21 protein-coding genes and 1 pseudogene are annotated in these 25,955 nt (G+C 44.9%); 8 read left to right on the plus strand and 14 right to left on the minus strand.

Translation table 11 applies throughout. The annotated features are described in order from the left end of the window. Positions 1 to 16: 16 nt before the first annotated feature. The 12 genes and pseudogenes from XZ46_RS38155 to XZ46_RS31010 all read right to left on the minus strand — a co-directional run bounded on the left by XZ46_RS38155 (position 17) and on the right by XZ46_RS31010 (position 15,785). Positions 17 to 972 (minus strand): annotated as a pseudogene (locus tag XZ46_RS38155) (AvaI/BsoBI family type II restriction endonuclease). Then, on the minus strand, positions 969 to 2,429 hold the full coding sequence (locus XZ46_RS24470) for a site-specific DNA-methyltransferase (RefSeq protein WP_008055456.1): 1,461 nt from the start codon (positions 2,427 to 2,429) through the stop codon (positions 969 to 971). The pseudogene XZ46_RS38155 and the gene XZ46_RS24470 overlap by 4 nt, the downstream one beginning before the upstream one ends. A gap of 3 nt (positions 2,430 to 2,432) precedes the next feature. Next, a complete protein-coding gene (locus XZ46_RS24475) occupies positions 2,433 to 3,062 on the minus strand; it encodes a chemotaxis protein CheC (RefSeq protein ID WP_008055454.1) in 630 nt (209 codons plus the stop codon). Positions 3,063 to 3,096: 34 nt separating this feature from the next. Next, positions 3,097 to 4,146, minus strand: a complete 1,050-nt coding sequence (gene cheB, locus XZ46_RS24480) for a chemotaxis-specific protein-glutamate methyltransferase CheB (protein WP_008055453.1) — start codon at positions 4,144 to 4,146, stop codon at positions 3,097 to 3,099. Between the two features lie 43 nt (positions 4,147 to 4,189). Beyond that, positions 4,190 to 5,062 carry a CheR family methyltransferase gene (locus XZ46_RS24485; RefSeq protein WP_008055451.1) on the minus strand — a complete coding sequence of 291 codons (873 nt, stop codon included), beginning with the start codon at positions 5,060 to 5,062 and terminating at the stop codon, positions 4,190 to 4,192. A 97-nt stretch (positions 5,063 to 5,159) separates the two neighbouring features. Then, entirely contained in the window at positions 5,160 to 8,435 is a 3,276-nt protein-coding gene (locus tag XZ46_RS24490) for a HEAT repeat domain-containing protein (protein ID WP_008055449.1), read from the minus strand. 322 nt (positions 8,436 to 8,757) lie between these two features. Further along, complete coding sequence (locus XZ46_RS24495) at positions 8,758 to 10,878, minus strand: methyl-accepting chemotaxis protein (RefSeq protein ID WP_008055447.1); 2,121 nt, start codon at positions 10,876 to 10,878, stop codon at positions 8,758 to 8,760. Between the two features lie 69 nt (positions 10,879 to 10,947). After that, positions 10,948 to 11,412: a chemotaxis protein CheW gene (locus XZ46_RS24500; RefSeq protein WP_008055446.1), complete on the minus strand. Its 465-nt coding sequence runs from the start codon at positions 11,410 to 11,412 to the stop codon at positions 10,948 to 10,950. 116 nt (positions 11,413 to 11,528) lie between these two features. Then, entirely contained in the window at positions 11,529 to 13,763 is a 2,235-nt protein-coding gene (locus XZ46_RS24505; protein WP_008055444.1) for a chemotaxis protein CheA, read from the minus strand. 18 nt (positions 13,764 to 13,781) lie between these two features. Next, on the minus strand, positions 13,782 to 14,171 hold the full coding sequence (locus XZ46_RS24510) for a response regulator (protein WP_006670530.1): 390 nt from the start codon (positions 14,169 to 14,171) through the stop codon (positions 13,782 to 13,784). A 486-nt stretch (positions 14,172 to 14,657) separates the two neighbouring features. Beyond that, complete coding sequence (locus XZ46_RS24515) at positions 14,658 to 15,602, minus strand: isoaspartyl peptidase/L-asparaginase (protein WP_008055440.1); 945 nt, start codon at positions 15,600 to 15,602, stop codon at positions 14,658 to 14,660. A gap of 30 nt (positions 15,603 to 15,632) precedes the next feature. After that, positions 15,633 to 15,785 carry a DUF2256 domain-containing protein gene (locus tag XZ46_RS31010; RefSeq protein ID WP_071829394.1) on the minus strand — a complete coding sequence of 51 codons (153 nt, stop codon included), beginning with the start codon at positions 15,783 to 15,785 and terminating at the stop codon, positions 15,633 to 15,635. 47 nt (positions 15,786 to 15,832) lie between these two features. On the opposite strand from XZ46_RS31010, the gene XZ46_RS24520 reads away from it, so the two are divergent. The 4 genes from XZ46_RS24520 to XZ46_RS24535 all read left to right on the plus strand — a co-directional run bounded on the left by XZ46_RS24520 (position 15,833) and on the right by XZ46_RS24535 (position 20,153). Continuing rightward, positions 15,833 to 16,600, plus strand: coding sequence for an RNA methyltransferase (locus XZ46_RS24520; RefSeq protein ID WP_008055438.1), 768 nt, complete (start codon positions 15,833 to 15,835; stop codon positions 16,598 to 16,600). Positions 16,601 to 16,776: 176 nt separating this feature from the next. Next, positions 16,777 to 18,273, plus strand: coding sequence for a serine hydrolase (locus XZ46_RS24525; RefSeq protein WP_008055435.1), 1,497 nt, complete (start codon positions 16,777 to 16,779; stop codon positions 18,271 to 18,273). A 21-nt stretch (positions 18,274 to 18,294) separates the two neighbouring features. Further along, the gene (locus tag XZ46_RS24530; protein WP_008055434.1) at positions 18,295 to 19,350 is read left to right on the plus strand and encodes a pentapeptide repeat-containing protein; all 1,056 of its coding nucleotides are present in this window, start codon (positions 18,295 to 18,297) and stop codon (positions 19,348 to 19,350) included. Between the two features lie 35 nt (positions 19,351 to 19,385). Further along, positions 19,386 to 20,153 carry a pentapeptide repeat-containing protein gene (locus XZ46_RS24535; RefSeq protein WP_006623124.1) on the plus strand — a complete coding sequence of 256 codons (768 nt, stop codon included), beginning with the start codon at positions 19,386 to 19,388 and terminating at the stop codon, positions 20,151 to 20,153. Positions 20,154 to 20,186: 33 nt separating this feature from the next. Here the strand turns inward: XZ46_RS24535 and XZ46_RS24540 are convergent, their stop codons facing one another. Further along, the gene (locus tag XZ46_RS24540; protein WP_008055431.1) at positions 20,187 to 20,990 is read right to left on the minus strand and encodes an alpha/beta hydrolase; all 804 of its coding nucleotides are present in this window, start codon (positions 20,988 to 20,990) and stop codon (positions 20,187 to 20,189) included. Between the two features lie 176 nt (positions 20,991 to 21,166). Between XZ46_RS24540 and ispG the strand changes: the two genes are divergently transcribed. Continuing rightward, positions 21,167 to 22,384 carry a (E)-4-hydroxy-3-methylbut-2-enyl-diphosphate synthase gene (gene ispG, locus XZ46_RS24545; RefSeq protein WP_006623121.1) on the plus strand — a complete coding sequence of 406 codons (1,218 nt, stop codon included), beginning with the start codon at positions 21,167 to 21,169 and terminating at the stop codon, positions 22,382 to 22,384. 142 nt (positions 22,385 to 22,526) lie between these two features. Then, entirely contained in the window at positions 22,527 to 23,810 is a 1,284-nt protein-coding gene (gene ctpC / locus XZ46_RS24550; protein WP_046318625.1) for a carboxyl-terminal processing protease CtpC, read from the plus strand. A gap of 64 nt (positions 23,811 to 23,874) precedes the next feature. Here the strand turns inward: ctpC and XZ46_RS24555 are convergent, their stop codons facing one another. After that, the gene (locus XZ46_RS24555) at positions 23,875 to 24,309 is read right to left on the minus strand and encodes a hypothetical protein (protein WP_006623119.1); all 435 of its coding nucleotides are present in this window, start codon (positions 24,307 to 24,309) and stop codon (positions 23,875 to 23,877) included. Between the two features lie 98 nt (positions 24,310 to 24,407). Between XZ46_RS24555 and pyrE the strand changes: the two genes are divergently transcribed. Further along, positions 24,408 to 25,034, plus strand: coding sequence for an orotate phosphoribosyltransferase (gene pyrE, locus XZ46_RS24560; RefSeq protein ID WP_008055427.1), 627 nt, complete (start codon positions 24,408 to 24,410; stop codon positions 25,032 to 25,034). Between the two features lie 363 nt (positions 25,035 to 25,397). Then, on the plus strand, positions 25,398 to 25,721 hold the full coding sequence (locus tag XZ46_RS24565) for a hypothetical protein (protein WP_006623117.1): 324 nt from the start codon (positions 25,398 to 25,400) through the stop codon (positions 25,719 to 25,721). Positions 25,722 to 25,955: the final 234 nt, after the last annotated feature.

Raw genomic sequence — 25,955 nt, forward strand, 5'->3', positions numbered from 1 at the left:
ATCTCAAATAAAACTCCTACAGATCGCACAGCCAACGAGAAATAGATGCTACTTGATTTTCTTGATTGAGATTAGCTGCATTATGGAGCGTCCCATTTTCTAGTTGCTCCCAAATTTCCGCAGCCATCCTAGTTGCTATGGCTGCGCCGACAAAGAAAATATAAGGAGAATATCCCACTTGATATAATGCTTGTCGCATCCTATTTAGTGCTGCTTGTGCTGTTTTCCAATGTTCATCAGCTCCCGCTGGATCTATCCCTCCCTTCAGTTCACCTAAAGCTAGGATAGATTGTAAATTAATCTCAGTAGATTTATTAATTACCAGTTCTGTGGAAGCCATATTAAATAAACATAAATCTACATTACTATTAATTATTGGAACTGTTAGATTATAAATAAGTGTACGCTTGCCTAGTTTATTTTCCCAACTTATACCTCGTAAATATAACTCAATTTCTGTATCATTATTGGTCATATATAACCATTTTTTGCTGCGGGAATCTTGCCAGGAATATTTTGTCCCAGCAATGCTGAGAGTTGCCAGAATAGCACGGGTTAATTTCCTTTGTGCTAATACTCCCCCAATGTTACGCATTGACCCCCCAGACTGTCACCACGAGTTAATAAAAATCTAAATACTAATTCCTCTACAAAATTTGCGCCTGCTGGCTCCAGAAAATTCTTAATCAGACCATTTATTGCATCAATTTTATCCTCTGGCATCAAATATTTCAGGGATTTCTGAGATAGTCCTGCTGCCGTCAGTAATCCGATATCAATACCTCTAATATTCAGTAAATCAGCAGGATAGGTAGCTTGACTAGCCGCTTCTTGTAGTGCTTGAGCTTCTGCAACATAAGGTGTGGCTCGTCGATTTCTCTCCAGTGCCAGTGCTACAAAACCCGCACGGACAGCTTCATAAGTTGTCACCAAATCGTTACTAGATTTCAGGTGGTTAAGATAAGTATTCATAGATAATTATGATTAATTGATGTTTTTTTACAGACATAAACACATTTTCTTAAAGGTTCACGACCATGACTTCCCATTTGCTGACTACTGTTACCTTTATTGCCTGGTAAAATAAGTATATTTTTAACAACAAAACCCAAATTTTCAGCTAAATCAGAAAGAATCATATCTACGGAAATACTAATCCCAGCATAACGCACATTGTCATTAACCATAAATAAAAGTCCTCCGGGTTTAAGTAGGCGGGAGCATTCTTGAATCACACAAGCCATTTCGTCAAAGTATCCTTTCACCATTCTAGGTATACTATTATTATTTAATTTGCCCTGTGATTTTTGCTGTTCTAAAAATTGTAATATGGCTTGCAATAGAGTTTGATTTTCAGCCACACTTAAAGCTAATTGCCAATTTTGATTAATAGCCAACAAATCTTTAGGGCGATTTTCAACAGTACAACTTAACATTTCCTGACGAAGATGGGTTAATTCTTTTGCAGACACTCCCAATAAAGCTAGTTCTAAGGCATAGGTACGAGTGTAATCATATCGATTACAATAAGGTGGAGATGTGATCATAGCGTCATAGCTACCATTAGGTAAACATGGCATTACTTCCAGACAAGACCCTTTATATAGGTGAATTTTACCTTGAGGTTTATGGGTAGGGAAAAGTTCAATTTGCTGTGTAGGTGGTTCTAAATCATTAATAATTTCATTGATTTTCTGAGTAATAGCATCATCAAAATCTAAAATATTGCCTTTATTCAAAGACTTTTTGCCACTACCTCGACCCGAACGGTAATCCCAACGTAGATACTGACCATCTTTTCTGGTGTAGCTTATCGATTCCAAAATACAAAGCAAAGCAAATAGTAAAACGGTTTGAATTTGAGGATTTTCCTGTTCGCAAGCTGCTAGATATTTCTCAATTGCTGTTTGAGTTTCTGGGGAGTAAGCACCCTGGGTAATTTTCAACTCTGGTAGAGTGAGTTGATGTTCAAATTGTTTCCATAATTTTAAGTTGACCCAGTTTTTTAACCTGTGAATATCATCGCCTGTAAATTCGGAATTTAACAGCCTTCTTGTATCAATTATATTTTGACCAATGGGCAATAATTCAATACCATCAGCATGAATGCCGATATCACTAGCCGCAAATAAAGCAGTTCCACTACCTGCAAAGGGGTCTAAAATTTTGCCTTGAGTCAATCCGTATTTTGCCAATAACAGTTGAACTAGAGATGCGGAAAAGGCTTCTTTATACTTATACCAACGATAAATAGGTTGAGTTTTATTCGCCTGAAAACTGACTAACAGCCTGGTTAGTGATGGTTCGATTAAAAATTTGTTTTTAAAGGAATTATGTAAGTGTTGATCAAGACGGTTGACTTCCTGGATATCTGCTATGTTTTCGACTGCCTTTTCTCCTGATGATTTATAATTAGAGATTCCCCACATTATCTAAACCCTAGAAACTGCCACATTGCTGACAGACTCAATGCCTCTAATCATACAAGATAGAGGCATAACCCCAGATACAAAAAACAAGTATGCTTCTAGGGAATTATCACAGAGAATGAATTTAGTTTTGACAACTAAAACATAGCGGATTTCTTGATGTTCTAAAATCAGAGAATTAATCATTGATTCTAGGGGGTCAATGGAAAATGACTGCTCGGAAACTGTAATCGGACTTCCCATTAAGTTTCCTAAAATCTGCAGAAAACTACTCAGTAAAATATTGCCCACTTCTGTCAACACTTCACAGGCAGAAATATTCAGATGTTCAATAGGTTGTCTCGAATTTTGGCGGAGTAAATTAGTTAACATTACTGCCACCGGATAGTCAAGAAGTATTAAGGCATCTCCGGACAAGGAACCAGACAAAGTTTGACGGACATTAGCCACCTCATTAGCAAAACAGTGGGCAAATTCGGTTTTACATTTACTCAGAGGATACAGCCAAATATTAGAAACATCCAAAATCACCGGACATTGAATTAATGCTGATAAAGAACTTGCCGGTCGTCTGGATAATATCATATTGATAAATCCAATCAGTGCATTCTGTTGTTTTTCTGTGAGCAGCATCACGAGAACTCCCAAACCCTAAAGAACATCTAATTTATAAATAATCTACGATCGCTTTAGCCATCTGATTCAGGGGGATACTGCGATCGCTTAAACCAGCTTCTACCACTGTTCTAGGCATTCCATAGACCACACAGCTTTCTTCAGCTTCCGTAAAAACCGAGCCTCCGTGGGACTTAATCCAAGCTGCACCTTGTTTACCATCAGATCCCATTCCAGTCATAACCACACCCAAAACCCGTTCTTTATAGATCTCCGCCGCCGATTGAAACATGACATCCACCGATGGACGGTGAGGTAAATCAAAAGGTTTAGTGTGCAAATGGACAACCACATTTTGATCACGATTACGCTTAAAACTCAGATGGTGTCCAGCCTGAGCAATTAGCACCTCACCGGGGCGGACCAAATCTCCCGCTTGAGCCTCTTTAACATCGAGAGAACAAAGACGATTGAGGCGTTGGGCGTACATATTAGTGTATCCCACAGGCATATGCAAAACCACCACAACCGGAACTGGCAAATTTTCCGGCAATTGAGGAATTAAAAACGCCAAGGCTTGAGGGCCTCCTGTGGAGATTCCGATCGCCACCAATTCAATTTTTCCGGAACTCATAGGAGGGCGAGGTAATGGCAGTGATGAGGGCAATTCATTAACATTAGTGATGCAGTGAATAGGGACAGTAGATGCTGTTTTGACTTTGGCGATTAATTCATCACTAATATCAAACATTTTTTCGGTAGCGAGGGCCGTAGGTTTATGGACAAAATCCACGGCCCCAGCATCCAAAGCCGCCAGAAATTTCTCGCCTCCTTCATTAGCAATACTGACCACAATCACAGGTAGGGGACGGCGCGCCATTTGGTGTTTAATAAACTCCACACCGTCCATTTTAGGCATCAACAAATCCAAGGTTACGACATCTACCTGGTCTCCCAGCCGTTCAATTTTTTCCAGAGCATCGGCACCATCATGAGCGACATCAACCACCTCAATAAAGGGACTACGAGACAGCATTTGTCTAATCACCTTACGGACATAGGCGGAATCATCTACAATCAAAACTCGGATAATATTTTTCATCTCATGGCTCCTCAGTAGTATATTTTATATTATATCAGGTAAGTTAACGCTTTTTTTGATAGGCAAATGCTTGTCTAATATCTATCAATTTGAAATCGGTTTCAAACTTTAACAGGGACTCGGAGGCACTAATAAATAAATAACCCGATTCTGCCATTCTTTCCGAGAATAGTTTAACAGTTTTCTGGATAGATTTATCCGAAAAATAGATGAACACATTTCGGCAAAAAATAAAGTTAATATTTCTAAAGTTGGCAATTTCTTGAGGGGAAGTAATGTTGGCAACTTGCCAGGTGATTCGCTTATGAATACTCGGTTTAATTCGCCAATTATCTCCTTCTTTGTCAAAATATTTATCCTGAATTTTAGGAGGAATTGCCCGAAATGAATATTGTCGATATAGTCCTTCCTTAGCCTTATTAATTGCCCTAGGGGAAGCATCACTACCGTAGATATTAATAGGTAGTTTGTCAAACCAACCCGCCTCTTGTAAAGCCATAGCAATTGAGATAGGTTCTTCACCAGTAGAACAAGCCGCGCACCAAATTTGAATAGGTCTACACATCGGCCAATCATGAGATGGAGAACCAGCTTTATATTTGTCTATTAATGATGGTAACAACACATCAACCATGACCCGAATCTGGTCAAATTCCCGCCAGAAGAAAGTTTCCGAAACCGACAGAGCATCCATCAGGCATTTCCACTCACCATCGGCATCAGGATCATATTTAAGTAGATAATAGTAATCCAAAAACGAATCAAAGTTCTTGTCTACTAATCGAGGATACACCTTATCCGCCAACAGGTCTCTTTTGCTGGATTCGTAGTACAAACCAGTGCGGTCGTGAATTAAATCCCGCAGAATAATAAAGGTACTTTCCGATAGTTCTAGAGAGTCTGGGCGAAATGACATAGATCACATATAAATCCTGATAATCTACCGTAAAATTGGGGCTATATTTAACAGTTAAAAACCGTCAAGCACCTGATCCTAACCACAAAGGACAATTTTAAGAGGAATGTAGACCTCGATGAGCGGCGCGACGGATAGCGGGAGAGGGGTCAGTGCGAGCCAGTTTAGCTAATTGTTCATCGCAACTGTGATTTCCCAGATAAACTAAAGCGGTGACTGCAGCCAGACGGACATTTTGATCAGCATCACTCAAGGCTTGAATCAAAAACTCGGAAGCTATGGGATGCTTAAAACGTTTGAGAACCTCGACGACAGAACAGCGAACTCCCGGATGGATGTGTTTTAATCCCTGAGCGACTAATTCAATATATTCTGCCTCTAAAGTTTCGGGACAATTACGGCGCACCAAAGCATTAAGACAAGCCTCTCGCGTGCTAGGGTCAACGGTCAATTCCAGCAAGGCTGAAATGGCTTCTGGAGTAGCGAGACGGGAAAGAGACTCGATCGCCTCATAAACCAGACGTTCTTCGGGGTCAGCGGCGGCCATCCATTGCAAAGCTACTCCGGCTTCAGTTCCTCCCCGTTCACGAAAGGCATGGAGAGCATCAAGACGACGTTCAGAGTTAGGGGAATTGAGAGCGGTGAGTAAAGGGGGTATAGCCTGAGCGCGGTTAATCCGTCCCAAAGCCCTCAAAGCAGCACGGGCCACGTCTCCGCCTTCATCCTCCAACTCAGCCAACCGAGACAAAATGGGAGTGGCCCTCACACCGGCAATAGCCCCCAAGGACTCAGCAGCGATCGCTCTAACCGGATCAGCAGGGTCATGATTAGCCAGTTGTTTCAGGGCGACAAAGGCACTTTCAGCCCATTCAGCAACATTGAGTTCAGCCAAAGGTTCTGGTAGAGATGAACTTGAACCCGATTCCAGGATATCAATTAAAGTGTCAGCATAGCGACCAATAGAACGAGCGGCCTGATAACGAACCCAAGATTCTGGGTCATCCAACCCTTGTAGTAGATAAGGGAGAGTTTCGATATTCTCCAATTCTCCCATAGCATGAGCCACAGCCGATCGCAAAGAAGCTGAAGGGTGAGCCAAAGTTTGCACCAAGAGCGGCAGAACCCGGTCATCCTCCAAATAGGGCAAATGTTCAATCGCCGCCCGACAAACCCGATCTTCGGAATCTTGTGTACAAGCCAATAATCGGTCTTTGCAATTCTCAAAAGCAAAATACCCAGCAATTCTCACCGCCGACTCTCGTACTAATGGGTTAGGGTCAGCCAACAGATCATAAATCCGTGGAGGCATAGCGGGATGGCCCAAAGAATTGAGAGCAGCGATCGCCCCCAAACGCACCGCCGAGTCAGGATGTGCCAGTAACTGCAACAGCCCCTCAAAAGCGCGACCGTCGCCAATGTGAGCCAAAGCCGTAGTCGTCACCATCACCAGTTCCGGTTCAGCATTACCCAACAAAGACATCAAAGCCGGAACCGCCTGGGTGCTGCCGATACGTCCCAAAGCCATAACCGCCGCCTTGCGAGTTTCCAAGTCTCCCGCTTCCAACTGCATAATCAATAGAGGCGCTACCCTTCCCCCATAAGCAACCAACGCTTCCATAACCGGATCGCGAACTTCCTGATTATTCAGGAGTTTTCCTAAAGTTTGCTCAATTTTCTCTCCTTCCAGCCAACCCAAAATCATCACCATCCCCCGTAACTCCGGGCCAGACAAAGAGCCTTGTTCAATCTCTGCTAGGATATTTTCCACCGCCTGGTCTTCTATGACTTGGCGAGTCATATCAGCGATATGTTGTCCTTCTTCCAGTTGTTTATAATTAGCGTAAATTTCCGCCAAGGCTAAAACAATTTCTGCGATCGATGTCAAAGGACGGCTAAGTTGAGCCACCAAAGGCGCTACCGCATCAGCATCCGCAAACTTACCCAAAGCCGATACCACCGGACTACAAAGCAACTCATTTTCCAATAGGGGCAGAAGTTTGGGAATAATCGTTGTATCGCCAATAGTCACCAAAGTTTCGATCGCCGGAAAAGCCAAAAAGAAATCCCCACTGGTAGCAATCTCAACCAAAGGCTCCACCGCCTCCTTTGCCTTCAGTTGTCCCAAACTCTCAATGGCATGATAGCGAACATTGATATCTGGATCATTGAGCAAACCAATCAGAGGAGGGATAGCACGGGGGTCGTGGCGTTCTCCCAAAGCCAGAGCCGTATAAATTCGCAGATCCGGGTCTGGTTCTCCCAAGCATTCCACCAGTGCCGGAATTGGGTCTACATTACTGAGGGCGAGAATTTGTAGAGTCGCATTAAGAACATTGGGGTTGCGATGCTGTTCCCGCATCAATCGCAGTAGACTGCGGATAATTTCTGGGTCATCAGTTATCGCCAAATTATCAACCGCTTCTCGGCGCAATTGCCAATTCAGGGTTTTTTGCAGCAGTGGAACCAGTTGAGGAGCCAGTTTAGCATTAGCCATTTGCATTAGGGCATCAAGGGCAGGGAAGGCCAGGAAAAAGTCTTCTGACTCAGCGATTTTAACCAGGCTATCAACCGCTTCTAGGGCTTGTAGTTTTCCCAGAGCTTCAATAGCATGATACCGGACATTGACATTCTCATCATCCAACATCTCAATCAGGACAGAGACAGCCCGGGGATCTTTCCTTTGTCCGAGGGTTTGGACTACATAAATCCGCAGATCCGAATCCTCTTCCTTGAGGCAATCAATCAAAGCCGGGACTATATCAACTTGCGTGAGAGTCAGAACCTGGATCACGCTGTTGAGGATATTCGGATTGTGATGTTGTTGTCGCAACAATTGCAACAGTTGCGCGTTCAATTCTGGCGCTTTAACATTGGTCAGGTGACGGGTAGCATTTTGGCGCACTTGCCAGCGATCGTCAGCCAGGGCAGCAATTAGGGACTCATGGACTGACGTATCAGAGTCGATTTCTTCTGGCTCAGAATTTGACAATGTGCGATCGCTCGCTAATTCCCATTCCGCGTCCATGCGTTCCGTGACATCTTCTAAAGTAATCACCAAACCCACGATCGCCGTTTTTTCTCGCAAAGGTGCAATGGTTACCCTTTGCTGCATCGAGTCAAAGTATTTCGAGGGTTTCCGTGGCGGACACTTAATTAAATAATGGTGAAAATCCGGTGCTAGGGTTTGGATAGTACCATCTTCCAGAACCTGATTAAAGCGAGCCAGTAAACCCCTCGATTCCAAATCAGGAATTATCTCGGTCAACGGACAACCATAGACAGATTCTGCGTCTAAGCCCCTCATACTCTCCAGTTGAGAATCCCAGGACCTCACCAATAATTGCTCATCTGTTGTAAAAATACTAATCGTCATATTTTTAAGGGGGTAAGTTTTAATTTGGGCTGACAATTACAGCCTGTTCAGAAATCATCTGATCACCTCTCAAAGTCCCTCTCCCTCTCTGGGATCCAGATTTAGGGTGAGGGCAATGTATTAAGCGACTGGTGAACAAGCTGTACCAACTTTAATTATCAATTAAAGCCCCCTATCCTGAAAGATAGGGTCAAGTCCGCCGCCTAGACTAGATACTGTGGGGTTAGGGTTAATCCTGGCTGCTCAAATTAGCCCCGACCCCATGATGGCACATTGACTAATCACCTTGACAATTCCCGCAGATTTGAGCTTTTCTGATTAGTTAACTGCCAACCTTTAACACCTCCATGAGTGCTTGAGTATGTGATATCAAACCTTGAGCCGTTTCATGAGTTCTGTGTACTCCAGAACTGTTATTTTTAGCCATAGTTTGCAATTGGTCTATGCTGTTGAGCAAAGTAGTAGAAACTTCGGTGTGATCGAAGTTGGATGTGCGGATAAAAGCTATTTGTTTGGCAATACTACGAGTAGCTAAATTCATGTCCTGTACCGCCCTACTTTGTTCCTGCATAGCCTTAGCCACCTGTTCAGACTGCATTTGGATACTCTCCACTGCTTGGCTAATTTGGTTCGCACTGCTACTCTGTTCAGTCATCGATCGCGTCACATTGCTAATCAATTGCGACAGCCGCTCGGACTCCTTCGAGATTTGCTCCCCTGCTGTGGACTGTTCCGCTAAAGCACGGTTCGTGCTAATCACCCCTCGGCGCATGGACTCTACCGCCTGCATGATTTGTTCAGCACCCTTATTTTGTTCAAAGGTAGCCTTACGAATTTGTCCGGCTAAATTATTGGTATTCTGAGCCGCCTTAATTACATCCCTAGCCGCTCGCGCCTGTTCTCCCATAGCCTGTGTTACCTGTTGAGCAATTTGCCTCATGTGTCGGGTGGACTGCACAATTCCCTGAGTAGTTTTGGCTTGCTCATGGGTAGCAATGGCTACTTCTTTGGCTTGGGTAGCAGTCATATTAATCGCCGTTACCACCCGTTGTCCAGCCGTCAGTTGTTCTTGAGAGGCGATCGCAATTTGGTTCATTAATTGCGTCGTTTGTTCAACTCCTGCCAGAATTTGTTTAAGACCCAATAACCCATCTTCTGCTAGAGTGCCACTATCTTCCGCAATTCGTAGCCCATCATTCGATGTACTCACGGCATCTTGCACCACCGACTGTAATGCCTTAATAATTGCAGCAATATCGAACGTCGCTTGGGCGGCGCGATCGGCCAAATTGCGGATTTCTTCTGCAACCACAGCAAACCCCCGCCCCGCTTCTCCCGCACGAGCTGCTTCAATGGAAGCATTTAGTGATAGCAGATTAGTCCGTTCTGAGATTAAGTTAATTGTATCAACAATGGTGCTAATTTCATTGGTGCGTTTACCCATATCCCGCATTACATCAGCCGATTTAACCATGGATTCGCGCACTCTTGCCAAACCCTGAATCGCTTTTTCAATGGTTTTACCCCCCTTATCCGCATCAACTCCCACAGCACGGGTAAGTTCATTGGCTTTTTGGGTTAGGCTGCTAATTGATTGGATAGAGCGATCGAGTTGTTCCGCACTCGTGGCTGAGTCCGTCGCTACCTCCGTAATTTGTTCCGCGTTATTGGCTACCCCCTGCACTGATTGGGCAATTTCTTCCACAGAGGTTGATACCTGTTCTACAGTCGAAGCCAGGTTCTCAATAGTTGCGGATACCTCCTCGATAGATGCTGCCATCTCGTTGATGGAGGCGCTGGTTTCTTCTGATGCAGCCGTTAAATCATCCGCATTGTTAGCTACTCCCGCAATGGAACTGGTCATTTCTTCCATAGAAGAAGCCGTCTGATTTACCGATACGGTCAGATTTTCCGTGTCGTCACTCACGTTTCTAATGGAAGTGGTCATTTGGGTCATCGACGCGATCACCTGGGTGGCAGAAGTTGCCATTTCTTGGGCGTTTGCTGCTACTCTCGCCGTGTTGCTGGTACTCTCCTGAATTGATGTTACCGTTTGGCGCACACCCGTCGCTAGTGCCATACTACTAGCGGACACCTGTTCAATGGATGCAGCCATCTCATTTACCGAAGAAACTAATTCCTCTGTCGAACTGGCTACTGATTCCGCTTGGAGTGTCGTTTCTCCCAGGGATTTATTCATCTGGTTGACACTGTTAGAAGTGCGATCGAGTAGTTGCAGTTGAGATTCGGCCCCTTCCGCTACCTGTTTCGCTATTTTGGCGATCGCGATCGCCACTGTATTAACGCGATCGGCATTGTCCCGAATTTCCATCATTTCCAATTTCAGTTTTTCCCTCTCCTCTGATGTTTTGAAATTCTGAAAATTGGCATTTTCTAGATAACTATTATCTGCCTTTTTATGATTTTTAGATTTTTTACCCATTTTCAAATTACCTCATTCACTCTCAATACAAATAACAACTCCCATCAGACCCATTCCCCCCCCATCAACCTAGCCACCCCTTTCTGATACTAATTCCGGTAACACTAACAATTCCTCCACATTTAGAATTAGTATCACTCTTTCTCCTAAAGTGGCAATTCCCGCCAAATATTTCCCACTCAAGCTAGAAATTCCCTCCGGTGAAGGCTGAATAGTTTGTGCCGGAATTGATACAAACTCCCTGGCTGTATCTACAATTAAACCCACTGTCCGCTGATTAGTATTAATCACTATTAGTCGGGTTCGCAGGGTATACGGTATTTTGGCAAATCCAAATCGTACCCTCAAATCAATTGCTGGTATCACTTGACCACGGGAGAATACCACCCCTACCACAAAAGACGCTGAGTTAGGAACTGGCGTAATTTGCTCAACCATTTCCATCTGTTGGACAACACCAGAGGGAATACCATAAGTGGTATGGTCAAGTTCAAATAAAATAAAAGGTTGAGATGTATCTGCTGATTTAGTCATAGATATAATCATTGAATCACTACACTAAACTAATCCATTTTTCGCCCATTATTGCCCTAAAATAATCGGCATCAACGGTTAGTTAACATCCAGTTTTTCGGGAATTATTGAATTAATTAACCAGAGTTAATTGCCGTTTTTGGTGTTGTTAAAAATTGATTAATTTTGCTACGAATTAACGCCGGAACATCCATAATTAAAACTACTCGACCATCGCCCAATTCGGTCGCCCCAGAAATTCCCGGACTTTGCAGCAACGGATCAGTTAACGGCCGCACTACAATTTCTCGCAGTCCCAAGATTCTATTCACTACTAAACCGGTGGAATTAAGGCTATTACCAATCACCACAACAGTTAATTTTTCCGAGTTGTCTGTAGTCACCGCACAGTTAAATAGACGCGCTAAATATCGCAGGGGGACAACATGACCTCGATAGGAAATTATTTCCTGACCTTCCAGGCAAATAATTCTCTCATTCTCAATAGATAATACCTCCTGTATAGAGGATTCTGGAATGGCAAAGGTTTGACCGCTAACTTCCACAATCAGAGCATCAGTAATCGCTAAAGTCAACGGCAAATCAATAATAAAATGACTGCCTTTTCCTTTTTTCGTGGTGAATTTTACACAACCTCCCAGTTCTTGAACGGTGTTTTTGACGATCGCCATTCCCACACCCCGACCACTAGCCAGATCCGCCTCTTCTTTGGTCGAAAAACCTGGGGAACATAACAGATCGAGTATCGTCTGGGAATCATAGTTATCTGGATCATTAGTCTCCGATACAGAATCCGACAATAAACCCTGTTGTTTTGCCCGTTTTAACACCCTAGAAATATCGACTCCCTGACCATCATCTTCAATTTCAATAATCACCATTTCCCCCGCCGCCGAAGCGCGTAAGGCGATCGCACCCGTAGCAGATTTTCCCGCTTTTAGTCGTTCCTCCGTTGATTCGATACCGTGACTAACGGCATTACGGACTAAATGCAATAACGGGTCCATCATGCGCTCAACCACAAACTTATCAATCTCAGTTTCCGCGCCGGAAATTTCCAGAGCTACCTGTTTTCCCGTTAGTCGCATCAGATCCCTAACTACAAACTGCATCCTCGCGAAAATTTCCGCAATGGGAACCAGTCGCACCTGCATCACCCCCTGACGCAGATCCCGCAGTTGTCGTTCTAAAGTTAGGTTAATTTCCTGTAAAGTTCGCCGCCTAGCCGCCGGGACCGTTGGGGGTAAATTTTTGAGGTTTTCCTCCAGTCGTGCCCGCGTAATTACTAATTCTCCCACCATCCGCATCAGTTCATCAAGTTTTGGTAGGTCTACCCGTACTAAGTTAGATGCACTAATTAGGGGGCTAGTTGACTTAGTCGGAGAGATAGCATTACTGGTTTCCGGTTCTGAGATCTCCAATGGTTCCGCTTCCGCAGTTTCTTTCCCCGACTCTGACTCTTTCCTCTCTGGCTCCTCTGACTGAGAACTAGATACCACCGCGATCGCCTCAACTTCTTCTGGCGCTGTGGCTGTTGCTGGCGCTTCCGGTCCTCTGGAAGGTTCAACCTCCGAGTTAGATGAGCGAATGCTGGTCGCAGAAACTGAACTGGGAATGTGATATGGTTCCCAACTCAGATATTTCGGCTCAGGGCCTAAATCGTGATTTTCCGGCTCCTCAGTTGCGACAATAAAATCAAACAGGATTTTCTGATTGGCATTTAGGCGCGGAGACACATAAATCAACTCACCGATCGCTTGCAGTTGTTCCCGAATGGCGTTAACTCCGATCCCCTGTTTGGATAGCTCTGTACTAGGAGTGAAGACGAAATGCCAGATCGGTTTTCCTTCACCGACTAACGCCTCCAGTCGTTTCATTTCCTCTGGTTTCAGCTTCACCTCAAAGGGGGTAATAGCTGCATTTGGGGTTTTAGCCACCACCGGAGGGTTACAGGCTTCCAATTGGCTGATAATTTCCTCAATGTCCGGGGGATCTTCCTTCGTGCGATAGGCTTCGATCGCTCTCTCCAGAATTTGAGTTCCCGACATCAGAGCATCAAAACCCTCTGGTTTCAGGGAGGTTTGACCATCTCTTAGCGATCGCAGATAACTCTCCATTTGGTGAGCCAATTTCTCTGCTTCCCGCACACCCACCATCGCCGACAGTCCTTTAATTGAGTGAAAGCTGCGGAACAGTTCATTCAGAATCGAACCCTCTATTTGGGGCTGATTCATACAGGACTCTAGCGCCAAGAGTTCTCGCCGCACGACGGCTAAATGCTCTTCACACTCAGCAAAATAATCATCTAAAAAGTCATCAAAAAAGTTGTTGCTTTCTGTAGGACTAGACACGATCGCCTTGGTACTCTCTTAATTTATATTACTCGCACATGGCTCTGATAATAAGTTGACAATTTCCCCCGATAACGATTTCGGATGAAATGGTTTAGTTAAATAGCAAGCTGCACCCGCCGCGATCGCTTCACTACGACTTTCATCATCCCCTTTCGTGGTTAAAATCACAATCGGTGTTTCCCTATATTCCGGGTGGTTTAGCACAAACCGCAACACTTCCAGACCGTGCATATCTGGCATATTTAAGTCTAAAATCATTAAGTCAAACGGGGCGATTTCTAACTGCTCGATCGCCTCTAATCCATTCCCCGCCTCGCTAAAAGCTACATCTTTAACATCCCTGAGAGATGCCATTACCATTTTTCGCATGGTTGCTGAATCATCTACAACTAGAATCCGTCTCATTTTTATGGACTCCTAAGCATGAATACGCTGGGTTTCATCCTACAGCCTTTGACTGATGGATTGCTAATTATTAGCCTCCATCCCAAACCTTAGCCTAGGTTTCCATCAATCGGGCTGTGATGGTACTGATTAACAAAGCGTTCTCTCCAGACTACCAAGTTAATCGGGTTCTCAATTGACTACCGCACCTCTGAACTTACTATTAACCCCAATCAACTGATTGTCCAATTTATCTGCCTCAATTTTTGTTGATTGTCGGGGCGAAAAAATCTCTCGCCTCTCAGTAAATTTCCAGGACAGAACGCAATTTTTATTATATTCTATACCAGTTAAACTGGTACAAAAATGTTGAAAAAATTAACACAACTATATAAGTTTATAGGTCAGATCACCGGATCTAAAAAGTAAAAAAAATATTAAGTTTTCTTCAGTATTAATAACCCCCCCCAGTGGTGGGGGAGGGAAGGTGGGGGAAATTGGGGCTAACTAAGCCACTAACACCTGAGTTCCCGGTAGCATTTCCAAACTATCTCCCATAGTTTGACCATTATGGAAGGCGGCGAGAATCACATCGCTAGTTTTTCCCCAAGCGATCGCCCCGGAAGCATCCAAACCGATCGCCCCCAAGTCCCGCTGACGATCATTAGCTTCGACAAAAGAACGTTCAAAAGCCGATCGCAAAGACAAACCATCTCCGACGCGGATCACAATTTTGGCGGCGAGACACTCATCAATGATATCCTCACCGATACCCGTACAACTCACCCCAGCCTGAGCTGTGGCATAATTACCAGCAGGCATAGCCGAATCACTAACCCGACCAATACGTTCAAACCCCTTACCACCAGTAGAAGTTCCGGCGGCGATCCGACCATTTTGGTCTAAAGCGACGACCCCGATAGTGCCGCGACCAGCTTCATGATCAGAGGTTTCGGCGACCACATTAGCCATTTTGCGGTTAAAATCCTGCTTGCGGTCTTCGATCCACTCATAAAGACGGCGATCGGTTAGGGGGTCAAAAGGGGCTATATTTAACTCCCGCAGAAGTTCGGCAGCCCCATAATCGGATAAAATGCGATCGGGAGAGGTTTGCAGAAACTTAGCCAACTCAATGGGGTTTTTCAGCCTAGAGACATTAATCACCCCGCTAAAGCGTTGTAAACTGCCATTCATCAAAGCCGCACTCATGCGGATCTGTCCGTCAGACTGCAACACCGAACCGACCCCAGCATTAAATAGGGGATCATCTTCGAGAAGTTGACAGCCACGAATCACCGCATCCTCAGCAGTTGTACCCTTTTCGAGTAAGCCATAAACCTCAGTTATCACCTGATAAAGAGATTTGCGAACAGTTTCTACGCCTCCTTTACCTTGGAGAGAACTACCCGCCCCACCATGTATGATTAGTTTTGGTTGCACATTAACACCCATAGCTGTACAATTTACGGGGATATTTCCCCTTTAATTCTGTTCGTTGCGTCGGCGACGGCAACGCTCGGAACAGTATTTAACCTCATCCCAACAGTCTGCCCACTTTTTGCGCCAAACAAAGGGGCGATCGCAGACTGGGCAAATTTTCTGAGGGAAGTCTGACTTAGCTCGCTGACGTGCCATACTAGAACATTGATCGCTCGCTTATTATATCAGCGGTTATGATAGCAATGGTAGAGACTCAGTGGGAAACCGCATTAGCTAAAATTAGGATTGTATTGGTTGAACCGGCGGGAGCGTTAAATGTGGGGTCGTGCGCCAGGGTAATGAAAAATATGGGGTTAACCCAAATGGTACTGGTTAACCCCCACTGTGACCCCATGAGCTGCGAAGCTAAAACCATGGCAGTTCATGCCCAAGATATTTTAGAATCAGCCCAGATAGTAGACAGTTTACCCCAAGCCTTAATCGGATGCCAAAAGGCGATCGCCACCACCGCTCGCGATCGTAGTTTTGACAGAACCCTCGAACATCCCAGAACCACCCTCCCCTGGCTACTCCACAGCCCCGCCGCCCTGATTTTCGGTCCCGAAGATCGTGGCTTGAGCAATACAGAACTAAACTATGCTCAAAGGATAGTTCGCATTCCCAGCAGTAGCGCCTATGAATCCCTAAATTTAGCCCAAGCCGTGGCTGTCTGCTGTTACGAACTCTCACTAAGCGCTCAAACCCTCATCGACCAGAATACATTACCCAGCCCAGAACCATCAGAACCATTATCAGCCACCCTCGACCAACTGGAAGGATACTATCAACAGCTAGAAACCCTCCTACTCAAAATCGGTTATGTCTACCCCCACACCGTCAGCAGTCGTATGGAAAAATTTAGGCATTTATTTAACCGCGCCCAGCCATCTAGTACAGAAGTTGCTATGCTACGCGGGGTTATCTCTCAGGTAGAATGGGCATTAACTGTTAAACAACATCCGCCCAGTTAATGGTAATCTCAATATCGTTGATTCCCCGGCTCAACTGTCGATTCCTATTGCTAAGTAAGGGCGGGTTATAAAGAGCCTGGACCTCAATAGAGATGATTGCAGAACCAGCCCCTACGACTTGATGGGTGTAATTTCCATAGTCTATTGTCCTCTTTGATGATTTTTAGGTGTTAGGTGTGGCTCACCGATATCCCCGTCGCTCATTTTTATCCTTTGTTTCCCAATGGGGGGCCAAGTCCCGGAAGTCAAAAGGCCCTCAATCTCGTGATCAGCGTCGTGGCCGTTCCCCTAGTCCCACTTCTCAATCACAATCATCCTCACGGAGACCTGTCTCCCCCAACCTTTCCCCAACTGGTCAAATTCCCCCCATACATATCCCTGAAAACGGATATTTCGACCCCGTGTTAGATCAACTGCGACAAAAACCCCCCATTACCAGAAACCGGAAAAAGACACCTCAGCTACCACCACCAAACTCTAGAAAACGCCGTCGGGGAAAACCTACACCGCGTCAGGGAGTTAGCAACGGTAAACCATCTAACATAGTCCCCTTAAATAGGTCTATCACTCCCCAAGTATATCCCCCCCCTCAGCGGACTATGCAACCCCTTACCCCTGTGAAAAAACGGGTGGTAAGGCGTAAGAGTCGCCGTGTCTCTCCCATAGTTTATGGAACCCGGTTGCTGATTTTAGGCATTGGTATCGGGGTGATTTCGGGAACAGTTCTCTCAATTCTCAACTCCCTCGGTCGTGCTACCGCCGGGGCTAGTTCTATTGAGAATTTAGAGACACAGGAAACTAGCATTAACAGCCTAACAGCCACCCGAATTTTGCCCCTATCTCTGCAATTAAACCGGGAAATAAAAGACTTAAAAACTCAACTGGAATTGGTGGCTGCAGCATCCCCAGATATTACTCCGGCTTTGATGTTTTTAGACCTGAATACTGGCGGATATGTCGGTTTAAGAGAACAGTCTAAAGTGCCGGCAGCTAGTACAATTAAAGTCCCGATTTTAGTGGCGTTTTTTCAAGCCGTTGATGCGGGAGAAATTCGCCTAGATGAAATGCTGGTGATGACGGAAAATCACCAGGTGGGAGAAGCGGGGATTATGCAATATCAGCCGCCGGGGACTGAATATACAGCCTTAGCAACTGCTACTAAAATGATGACAATTAGTGATAATACAGCCACTAATATGATTATAGAACGGCTGGGAGGGTTTCAGGTTCTTAATCAAAAGTTCCGCAGTTGGGGTCTGACAGATACTCTGGTGCGTAACCCTTTACCTGATATTGAAGGGACTAATCAAACTACGCCTAGGGATATGGTTAGTCTTTTGAGTCAAATTCACCAAGGGGGTTTACTTTCGATGACATCACGCGATCGCCTCTTGCGAATTATGACAGAAACAGAAAATAATCACCTATTACCTAGCGGGGTCAGTAATGGGGCGGTAGTCGCCCACAAAACTGGAACCCTAAACATTATGTTAGCCGATGTGGGTATAGTTGATATGCCCAATGGTAAACGCTACATTTTAGCTATTTTAGCCCAAAGAAACAATGGCGACACAGCGGCTGAATCAATGATTCAAAAAATGTCCAGACAAGTCTATCAGTATTTGAGCCAAAAAACATCGGAAACCGTCACTCCAGAATTATCAGACAATTAGGCTGTTGAAATAGGGTAAAATATGACGGACTACCAGGCTAATCAATTATTTAAACAAGGGGTTTCTCAATATCATCAAGGTGATATTCCGGCGGCTTTGGAATTGTGGCGCGAAGCCCTGACTATCTATCAAAAATTGGGCGATCGCCAACGGGAAGGCGCTACTTGGGGTAATTTGGGTATAGCTTATGCTGCTTTGTCTAATTCTCAAGAAGCCATTACCTGCTATCAAACTCACCTCCGTATCGCTGAAGATATTGGGGATATATCAGGACAGCTTAACGCCCTGACTAACCTGGGAATGGCTTATCATGCTACTAATGAGTTACCAAAAGCGATCGCCTGCTATCAAAAACAGTTGGAAATTGCTAATCAAATGGGCGATCGTACCCAGAAAATCAACGCCCTACAGCGCCTCCGACTCACCTGGGAACATATCCCAGACCCTCAACAAGTCAATAACTGTCGCCTCCAACAATGGGAAATTGCCCATCAGTGGCTTGGAGTAGTCGGGATGGCAGAATTTACCCAAATTCTCGAACAGGTGGGTTTAAGCCTCACAGAAGACCTTTATGGGCAGGATTTAACCGGGGTTGACCTAAGTAATGCTAACTTGCGCGGCGCTAACTTGGCCAAGACTAACCTCACTAATGCCAACTTGACCCTGGCTGACCTCAGCAATGCTAATCTACAGGGAGCTAACCTCAGTAACGCTATCCTCTGCAACGCTAACCTCCGAGATGCTAATTTACAAGAGGCTAACCTCTCTCAAGCCGATCTACGAACTAAACTCCCCCGCGCTAAACTCAGTAATGCTAACCTGACCCAAGCTGATCTCACTAGCGCCTATCTCCCCCGCGCTAACCTCAGTAATGCTAATTTGCAGAGTGCTAATTTTACCTATGCGGACCTTAGTGGGGTAAACTTGACAGGAGCTAACCTCCAGAAAACAGATTTCAGCCGCGCGGAATTAGCTGATATCATGGTGGAAAATGTCGAATTTACTGAGGCGATCGGTATTTCTCGGCGACTGCAACCTGAATTGCAACGAAAAGGCGCAATTTTTGGAGACAGTTAAAAGTTGAATGAATCTCCTCTAAACTCTCTTGAATTATGACTGGTGTTGAAGGACTTTGGCCGCAAAATATTAGCCCCAATAAATTGGCGATCCTAGAGCGTAAATTTGCCATCTGGTTGCGATCGCAAGAATTAGAATCAGAACCCTCTCCTGTGGCGCAACAGCATCAGACTTTAGAAGAATTACAAGCCTTGACTAAAAAAGCTGTAGCCCAAGGCTGGAATTTTGCCCAATTACAGGGCATTATTCAGACCGTAGTTGATGCTAAAACTGATAATTTTCTCGAGTTAGCCACCTTAGCAGAATTGAAAATATCGGAAGATTTTGTGGGCGCAAGACTCCTGGGAACACATCTCAGTAACCTTGATCTCAGTGGCGCTAACTTACAAAATACTTACCTGCGGGGAGTTGATTTAAGTGATGCAGATCTTAGTAGTGCTGACCTGCGTTTTGCTAACCTTAGTGGTGCAGATCTCAGTGGGGCGCTGTTGAGTGATGCTAATTTGAGTGGCGCAGATCTACATAGGGCGAGTCTGGCTTTGGCTAGTCTCAGCGGCGCAGACCTGTGCGGCGCGAATTTGACAGAGGCTAATCTAAATAACTGTAATCTGAGTGATGCTAACCTCCATAATGCTATCCTCAAAAATGCTGATTTGCACCAAGCTGGGTTAGCCCTTACTAATTTGAAAGGGGCGGACTTTACGGGGGCTATTGTTAAACAAGCTAGATTATGGCATGATTCGGGACTGTCTGAGGAAGTTAAACAAGATTTGATTAAACGAGGGGCAATTTTTGAAGAGTGAAAAATTAGGGCGATCGCGCCCTGGGGGAAAATTTTAGATACTCCTCTGGCTAAAAAAATCGGCGATCGCCTGGCTAATTTCCTCCCCATTAACATCTAAAATCATGACATGACCCGACTGGTCAAACCAACGGACATCTAAATTGTTTGGTAGTTGTTTTTCCATCCAATTAATTACCACCGGACTGACTAAATCATCCCTATGGGAATGAATAGCTAACACCGGACAAGTAATTGAAGATAACTCTGATCTGGCTATCCTGGCTAGTCGTTGCAGCGCCCGCCCCGCCGGACAATTATCAAATAAATAAACGGGGTTATCAAAAGGCTTGGGTTGAGTGGGGATAGAAATATTCGCCCAACCAAATAAAGCCAATAAAATCACAGCCCGAGGCGGTAATTTTAACGCTGGTGCAGTGACCGCACAGGCATCTACTCGCCCCTCCGCCGCCATTTTTAAAGCGATCGCACCTCCCATAGAATGCCCAAAAATACCTACAAATTCATAATGCGATCGGGCTAATTCCAACTCCCGACGCACAGCAGATAACATTCCTTCCGCCGTCATTTTCGGAAAAAATAACTTCTGGTCTGCTAATTCTTGAAAACCATGACCAGGCAATAAAGGCCCCACCCCATCAAGCCCCCGACTCAGACAGGCTTGCGCTACTGGTCTCACCTCAAAAGGAGTGGCGGTAAACCCATGTAAACACAAAACCACCCGATTGGATTTAGGTTCAGCCCGCAACCAAAAGGGTACACCCCTTGACCAGATTTTGTCTGTCCACTCGACTGCTAAAGACTCAAAACCCGAAAAATAGCGCAGATGTTCACTCATAGCCAATTATCTAATCTACAATCAAGCGATCGCTACCCGTATTCGTGACAATTTAAACAATTTAAGCGATCGGATCAACCACAAGTCCCCAATTTGTGGCAATCTATCTTTAATATAGACACCTATTGAATTTTGAGAACCCACTCTTAAAACTAAGCAATTATCAAATTCAGATCATGCAAACCCTACCCATAACCACTCCGACCGCTAGTCAGCCCTCCGTTGACACAGTAATTCACCGTCGCCAAACCCGTCCAGTCCGGGTCGGAAACATCACCATTGGCGGAGGATACCCCGTCGTAGTTCAGTCCATGATTAACGAAGATACCATGGACATAGAAGGTTCCGTCGCCTCCATTCGTCGGCTGCATGAAATGGGTTGTGAAATCGTCCGCGTCACAGTTCCCAGCGTCGGACACGCCAAAGCCGTAGGCGAAATCAAACAAAAACTCGCCGCCACCTATCAACCCGTCCCCCTAGTCGCAGATGTTCACCACAACGGCATGAAAATTGCCCTAGAAGTCGCCAAGCACGTCGATAAAGTGCGGATTAACCCCGGATTATACGTCTTTGAGAAACCTAAAGGCGATCGTAGCGAATACACAGACACTGAATTTCAAGAAATCGGCGAGAAAATCCGCGAAACCCTCAAACCCCTAGTTATCTCCCTCCGTGACCAGGGTAAAGCCATGCGTATCGGCGTTAATCATGGTTCCCTAGCCGAAAGAATGCTATTTACCTACGGCGACACCCCCGAAGGTATGGTAGAATCAGCCCTGGAATTTATCCGCATCTGTGAATCCCTAGACTTTCAGAACTTAGTGATATCCCTAAAAGCCTCCCGCGTCCCCGTCATGTTAGCAGCCTATCGCCTCATGGCTAAACGCATGGATGACCTAGGGATGGACTATCCCCTACACTTGGGAGTTACCGAAGCCGGAGATGGAGAATATGGCCGCATTAAATCCACCGCTGGTATTGCTACCCTCTTAGCAGATGGTATTGGTGACACCATTCGGGTTTCCCTCACAGAAGCCCCAGAAAAGGAAATTCCTGTTTGCTATAGCATTCTGCAATCCCTAGGACTGCGGAAAACTATGGTAGAATATGTCGCCTGTCCCTCCTGTGGTCGCACACTCTTTAACCTCGAAGAAGTTCTCCACAAAGTCCGAGAAGCAACTAAACACCTGACTGGACTAGATATTGCTGTTATGGGTTGTATTGTTAACGGACCTGGAGAAATGGCAGATGCTGACTATGGTTATGTAGGAAAACAACCTGGCTATATTTCCCTATATCGGGGTCGGGAAGAAATTAAAAAAGTTCCCGAAGATCAAGGTGTCGAAGAATTAATTAATCTCATCAAAGCAGATGGACGCTGGGTAGAGCCATAAAAATCAAGCTGACCCCACCTCTGATGGGGGTGGGGGAGTCCCGGTCACAATTGGGCTTTTGGTCAACCTCCGCGATCGCCAGATCTGATGTGCTAGTATGCTGTTAATAGCTCTTAGTATTCTCTTCCGGTTCAGCAGATAAATGATTATATCAAAAAGTGGGCTTGTTATAGGCGCAACAGCAGTTATGCTGACCGCTGTTGCTGTTGCGGGCGCTGGTATACACCTTTCCGGCCAAGCATCCTTTCGGGAAAGCCCGAAGGAACTAATTGATGAAGTATGGCAAATTATTGATAGAAGTTACGTTGACGGTACCTTTAACCAGGTAGATTGGAGGGAACTTCGTAATGAGTTTCTAAGCCGAGAATATACTAATGATCAACAGGCTTATGAAGCTATCCGCGAAATGTTGGCTAAACTCGATGACCCTTATACCCGCTTCATGAACCCCGAAGAGTTCAGAAATATGCAAATTGATACTCAGGGAGAACTGACCGGGGTTGGTATCCAACTTACCCAAGATGAGGAAACCAATAAACTCGTCGTTATTTCCCCTATTGAGGACTCTCCCGCTTTTGATGCTGGGGTTCAGGCTCAGGATATTATTACTAAAATTGATGGCCGCAGCACTGAGGGAATGGAGCTCAATGAAGCTGTCAATTTGATTCGTGGACCAATTGGGACTCAGGTTAAGTTGACTATTTTGCGCGGTCCAAGGGAAATTGAGTTTAATATTACCCGCGCTCAGATTGAAATTCACCCGGTACGCTACTCTAAGAAACCTTCCCCCGTCGGCGATATCGGCTATATTCGTCTGAACAATTTTAGTGCTAATGCTGCCGAGGAAATGCGACAGGCGATCACTAACCTCGAACAACAGAATGTTTCAGGTTATATTCTCGATTTACGCTCTAATCCTGGCGGTCTGCTCTATGCTAGTATTGAAATCGCCCGTATGTGGCTAACAGAAGGCGATATAGTCTCTACCGTTAATCGTCAGGGAGAAATGGATCGACAACGCGCTAATAATCGCGCCCTCACTGATAAGCCTATGGTGATTCTTGTTGATGGCGGTTCCGCTAGTGCTAGTGAAATTCTATCCGGCGCTCTACAAGATAACAACCGCGCCGTTTTGGTCGGAACTAACACTTTTGGTAAGGGTCTAGTTCAGTCCGTTCGTGGCGTGGGTCGCGGTTCCGGTTTGGCGGTCACGATCGCTAAATATTTTACCCCTAATGGTCGTGACATTAATCATGAGGGAATTAAGCCTGATGTGATCGTTGAACTCACCGAACAACAGCGAGATATCCTCCGCGAAAACCGCGACAAAATTGGCACTCTTGATGATCCTCAATATGGCAAAGCCTTGGAAGTTTTGACTCAGAAAATCGCATCTCAACAAAACAATCAAGCTGTTTCTCAGTAGTCCCTTTGCAGGTGCGTCATTAACCTTTGATGACGCACCTGATCAAAAACTGGACTCGCTCCCATTAGGGATTAAACAAAAATCCCCCCGGAGTGTCGTTAGACAACTCGTTGATCACAGAAGGTTGAGTCAAAATTGAGGTGTTGTATGGGTTCGCTAGATCGGCAGTGCGGATAGTCGGACCGCTTAGGGTCTGCTGGAGCATTCTCTCTCTATACAGTTGATTCACTCGTCTGGCATCATCAGCAATCAAACTTTCAGGAAAACCATTAATAGCACCCGGCCAGGGATAGCTTAACCCGAAGAATACCGAAAGTTGACCCATCAGGGATTGATTTTTAAAAGCATCCCCAGAACTGCGGGTCGCCGCCTGGTTAAAGTCTTCCGCAAAAGGCTGGAAACGGGTTCTCGGTTGCGCCACAACTCCCTCAACCCACACGAATGAGGCGATCGCTACCCCTAACACTCCACTGATACTCTGTAATAAAATTCTGTTCATGGCATTAACCTTGGTGAATCTGTTTGATCAGATGGTCTCTCCCAGTGTACGATCAGATGGAGTGATTACAGATTTGTTTCCTACCTTTTCCCGCCCTTATGACTAACCCTTCAGAAATTCCTGCTCTTTGCGATCTCAATGCCTCTTGTGCACCTTTAGATACCCTACGATCGTGGCTACTTGACCTTTTGTGTCAACTCGCTTATCAAGAAGGGGATTTTGTTCTCTCCTCTGGTCAGCAGAGTTCCTACTATATTAATTGTAAACAAGTCACATTACATCCCGCTGGGTCGGTGGCGATCGCTCGCCTGATTTTACCATTACTTCCCCTGGAAACAGAAGCAGTCGCCGGGCTTACCCTCGGTGCTGATCCTATGGTTTCCTCCGTTAGTGTCGTTTCTGTCTACGAAAATCGACCTATACCCGCCCTCATTATCCGAAAAGAAGCTAAGGGACACGGAACTAAAGCCTACATCGAAGGACCCGAACTATCCCCCGGCGCTAACGTCGTAGTTCTCGAAGATGTTGTCACTACTGGACAATCTGCCCTCAAAGCTGTACAACGCCTTACTGATGCTGGATACAGCGTTGATAAGGTTATCGCTTTAGTCGATCGCCATCAAGGGGGGGCTGAACTTTATCAAAATGCTGGCCTTAATTTGGAGTCCCTCTACAGCATTAATCAACTACAAACTCGTTATCAGACTCTAAACTTGGATCATTAAATTCTCCTGTTAACTAAGTTGATTTTTTCATCAATTTAAAAAAAACGCCCCGCCCCAGGGTTGACAAGTGGGGGTAATTAATGGTAAGCTACAGATATGTATTTAAATAATGGTAATCTATTCAATTACCAAAAAAATGTCAATATTTCCATTGTTAAAAATAATACCACAAATCAGCCAGGAAAGCCACCACCCCAGAGCAAAAAATTTTTTTTGTAATATTTCTTAAATTTTTTTTCACCAAACTTTACATAAAGTGGGCATTGATGAGCGTGCATTGAGAAATCCGTAAAAAATTATCATAATCAACACAATTTTTGATAAAATTTAACATATACCCAACACCCCACCTAGGAAAAAACTATGTCAGGATTTATTAGAGGCTTATTTGGTCGCAAATCAGAAACAACAAAAACTCAAGGAAGTTCTTTCTATCTTGATCCCGATAGCGCCAAGAGTTTAGGCGATATTGAGTATATGCGTAAGCCTTTAGAAGTTAAAAAGTCTTTCCCTAAAATGTCGGGAGGAAAACCTTTCGAGGCTCCTAAAGCTACCGCTAAACCAGCGATGGAAATGACCCAGCCTAAAGCTACTGAATCTCCAGCACCAGAGGTGAAAAGCGATCGTCGTCGTGCTGACTCCAGTTTGGATATGTTCCGTAACATGGCTCGTGATCTTAAAAAATAATCATTATTCTGCCACCAGGCTTTAGGTAAATGTAGGGGCTGGCTGAAACTGTCAAGTTATGTTGAACCTAGCTCCTACTAGGCTATCTTCTGCTGAACTGCTCTGTAATGGTCGAAAAATTTAACTTTTTTTTTCACAAACAAAAGCCGATTTTTGTGCTATGGTCTAGTCGTGAATTTTAAATAATTTGATAATCTGTAACTTGAGATACTAAATAAAAAACTCTGATTGTCA

This window comes from Limnospira indica PCC 8005 (genome assembly GCF_000973065.1).
GTDB lineage: Bacteria > Cyanobacteriota > Cyanobacteriia > Cyanobacteriales > Microcoleaceae > Limnospira > Limnospira fusiformis.

Coding starts and splice junctions, on each gene's coding strand:
- XZ46_RS31010 (WP_071829394.1), bottom strand. CDS start 15,785: ATGGCACGTCAGCGAGCTAAGTCAGACTTCCCTCAGAAAATTTGCCCA.
- XZ46_RS24485 (WP_008055451.1), bottom strand. CDS start 5,062: ATGTCATTTCGCCCAGACTCTCTAGAACTATCGGAAAGTACCTTTATT.
- XZ46_RS24520 (WP_008055438.1), top strand. CDS start 15,833: ATGGTAGAGACTCAGTGGGAAACCGCATTAGCTAAAATTAGGATTGTA.
- XZ46_RS24470 (WP_008055456.1), bottom strand. CDS start 2,429: ATGTGGGGAATCTCTAATTATAAATCATCAGGAGAAAAGGCAGTCGAA.
- XZ46_RS24540 (WP_008055431.1), bottom strand. CDS start 20,990: ATGAGTGAACATCTGCGCTATTTTTCGGGTTTTGAGTCTTTAGCAGTC.
- XZ46_RS24500 (WP_008055446.1), bottom strand. CDS start 11,412: ATGACTAAATCAGCAGATACATCTCAACCTTTTATTTTATTTGAACTT.
- XZ46_RS24510 (WP_006670530.1), bottom strand. CDS start 14,171: ATGAGACGGATTCTAGTTGTAGATGATTCAGCAACCATGCGAAAAATG.
- XZ46_RS24490 (WP_008055449.1), bottom strand. CDS start 8,435: ATGACGATTAGTATTTTTACAACAGATGAGCAATTATTGGTGAGGTCC.
- XZ46_RS24565 (WP_006623117.1), top strand. CDS start 25,398: ATGTCAGGATTTATTAGAGGCTTATTTGGTCGCAAATCAGAAACAACA.
- XZ46_RS24475 (WP_008055454.1), bottom strand. CDS start 3,062: ATGCTGCTCACAGAAAAACAACAGAATGCACTGATTGGATTTATCAAT.
- XZ46_RS24530 (WP_008055434.1), top strand. CDS start 18,295: ATGACGGACTACCAGGCTAATCAATTATTTAAACAAGGGGTTTCTCAA.
- XZ46_RS24495 (WP_008055447.1), bottom strand. CDS start 10,878: ATGGGTAAAAAATCTAAAAATCATAAAAAGGCAGATAATAGTTATCTA.
- ispG (WP_006623121.1), top strand. CDS start 21,167: ATGCAAACCCTACCCATAACCACTCCGACCGCTAGTCAGCCCTCCGTT.
- cheB (WP_008055453.1), bottom strand. CDS start 4,146: ATGAAAAATATTATCCGAGTTTTGATTGTAGATGATTCCGCCTATGTC.
- ctpC (WP_046318625.1), top strand. CDS start 22,527: ATGATTATATCAAAAAGTGGGCTTGTTATAGGCGCAACAGCAGTTATG.
- XZ46_RS24555 (WP_006623119.1), bottom strand. CDS start 24,309: ATGAACAGAATTTTATTACAGAGTATCAGTGGAGTGTTAGGGGTAGCG.
- XZ46_RS24515 (WP_008055440.1), bottom strand. CDS start 15,602: ATGGGTGTTAATGTGCAACCAAAACTAATCATACATGGTGGGGCGGGT.
- pyrE (WP_008055427.1), top strand. CDS start 24,408: ATGACTAACCCTTCAGAAATTCCTGCTCTTTGCGATCTCAATGCCTCT.
- XZ46_RS24535 (WP_006623124.1), top strand. CDS start 19,386: ATGACTGGTGTTGAAGGACTTTGGCCGCAAAATATTAGCCCCAATAAA.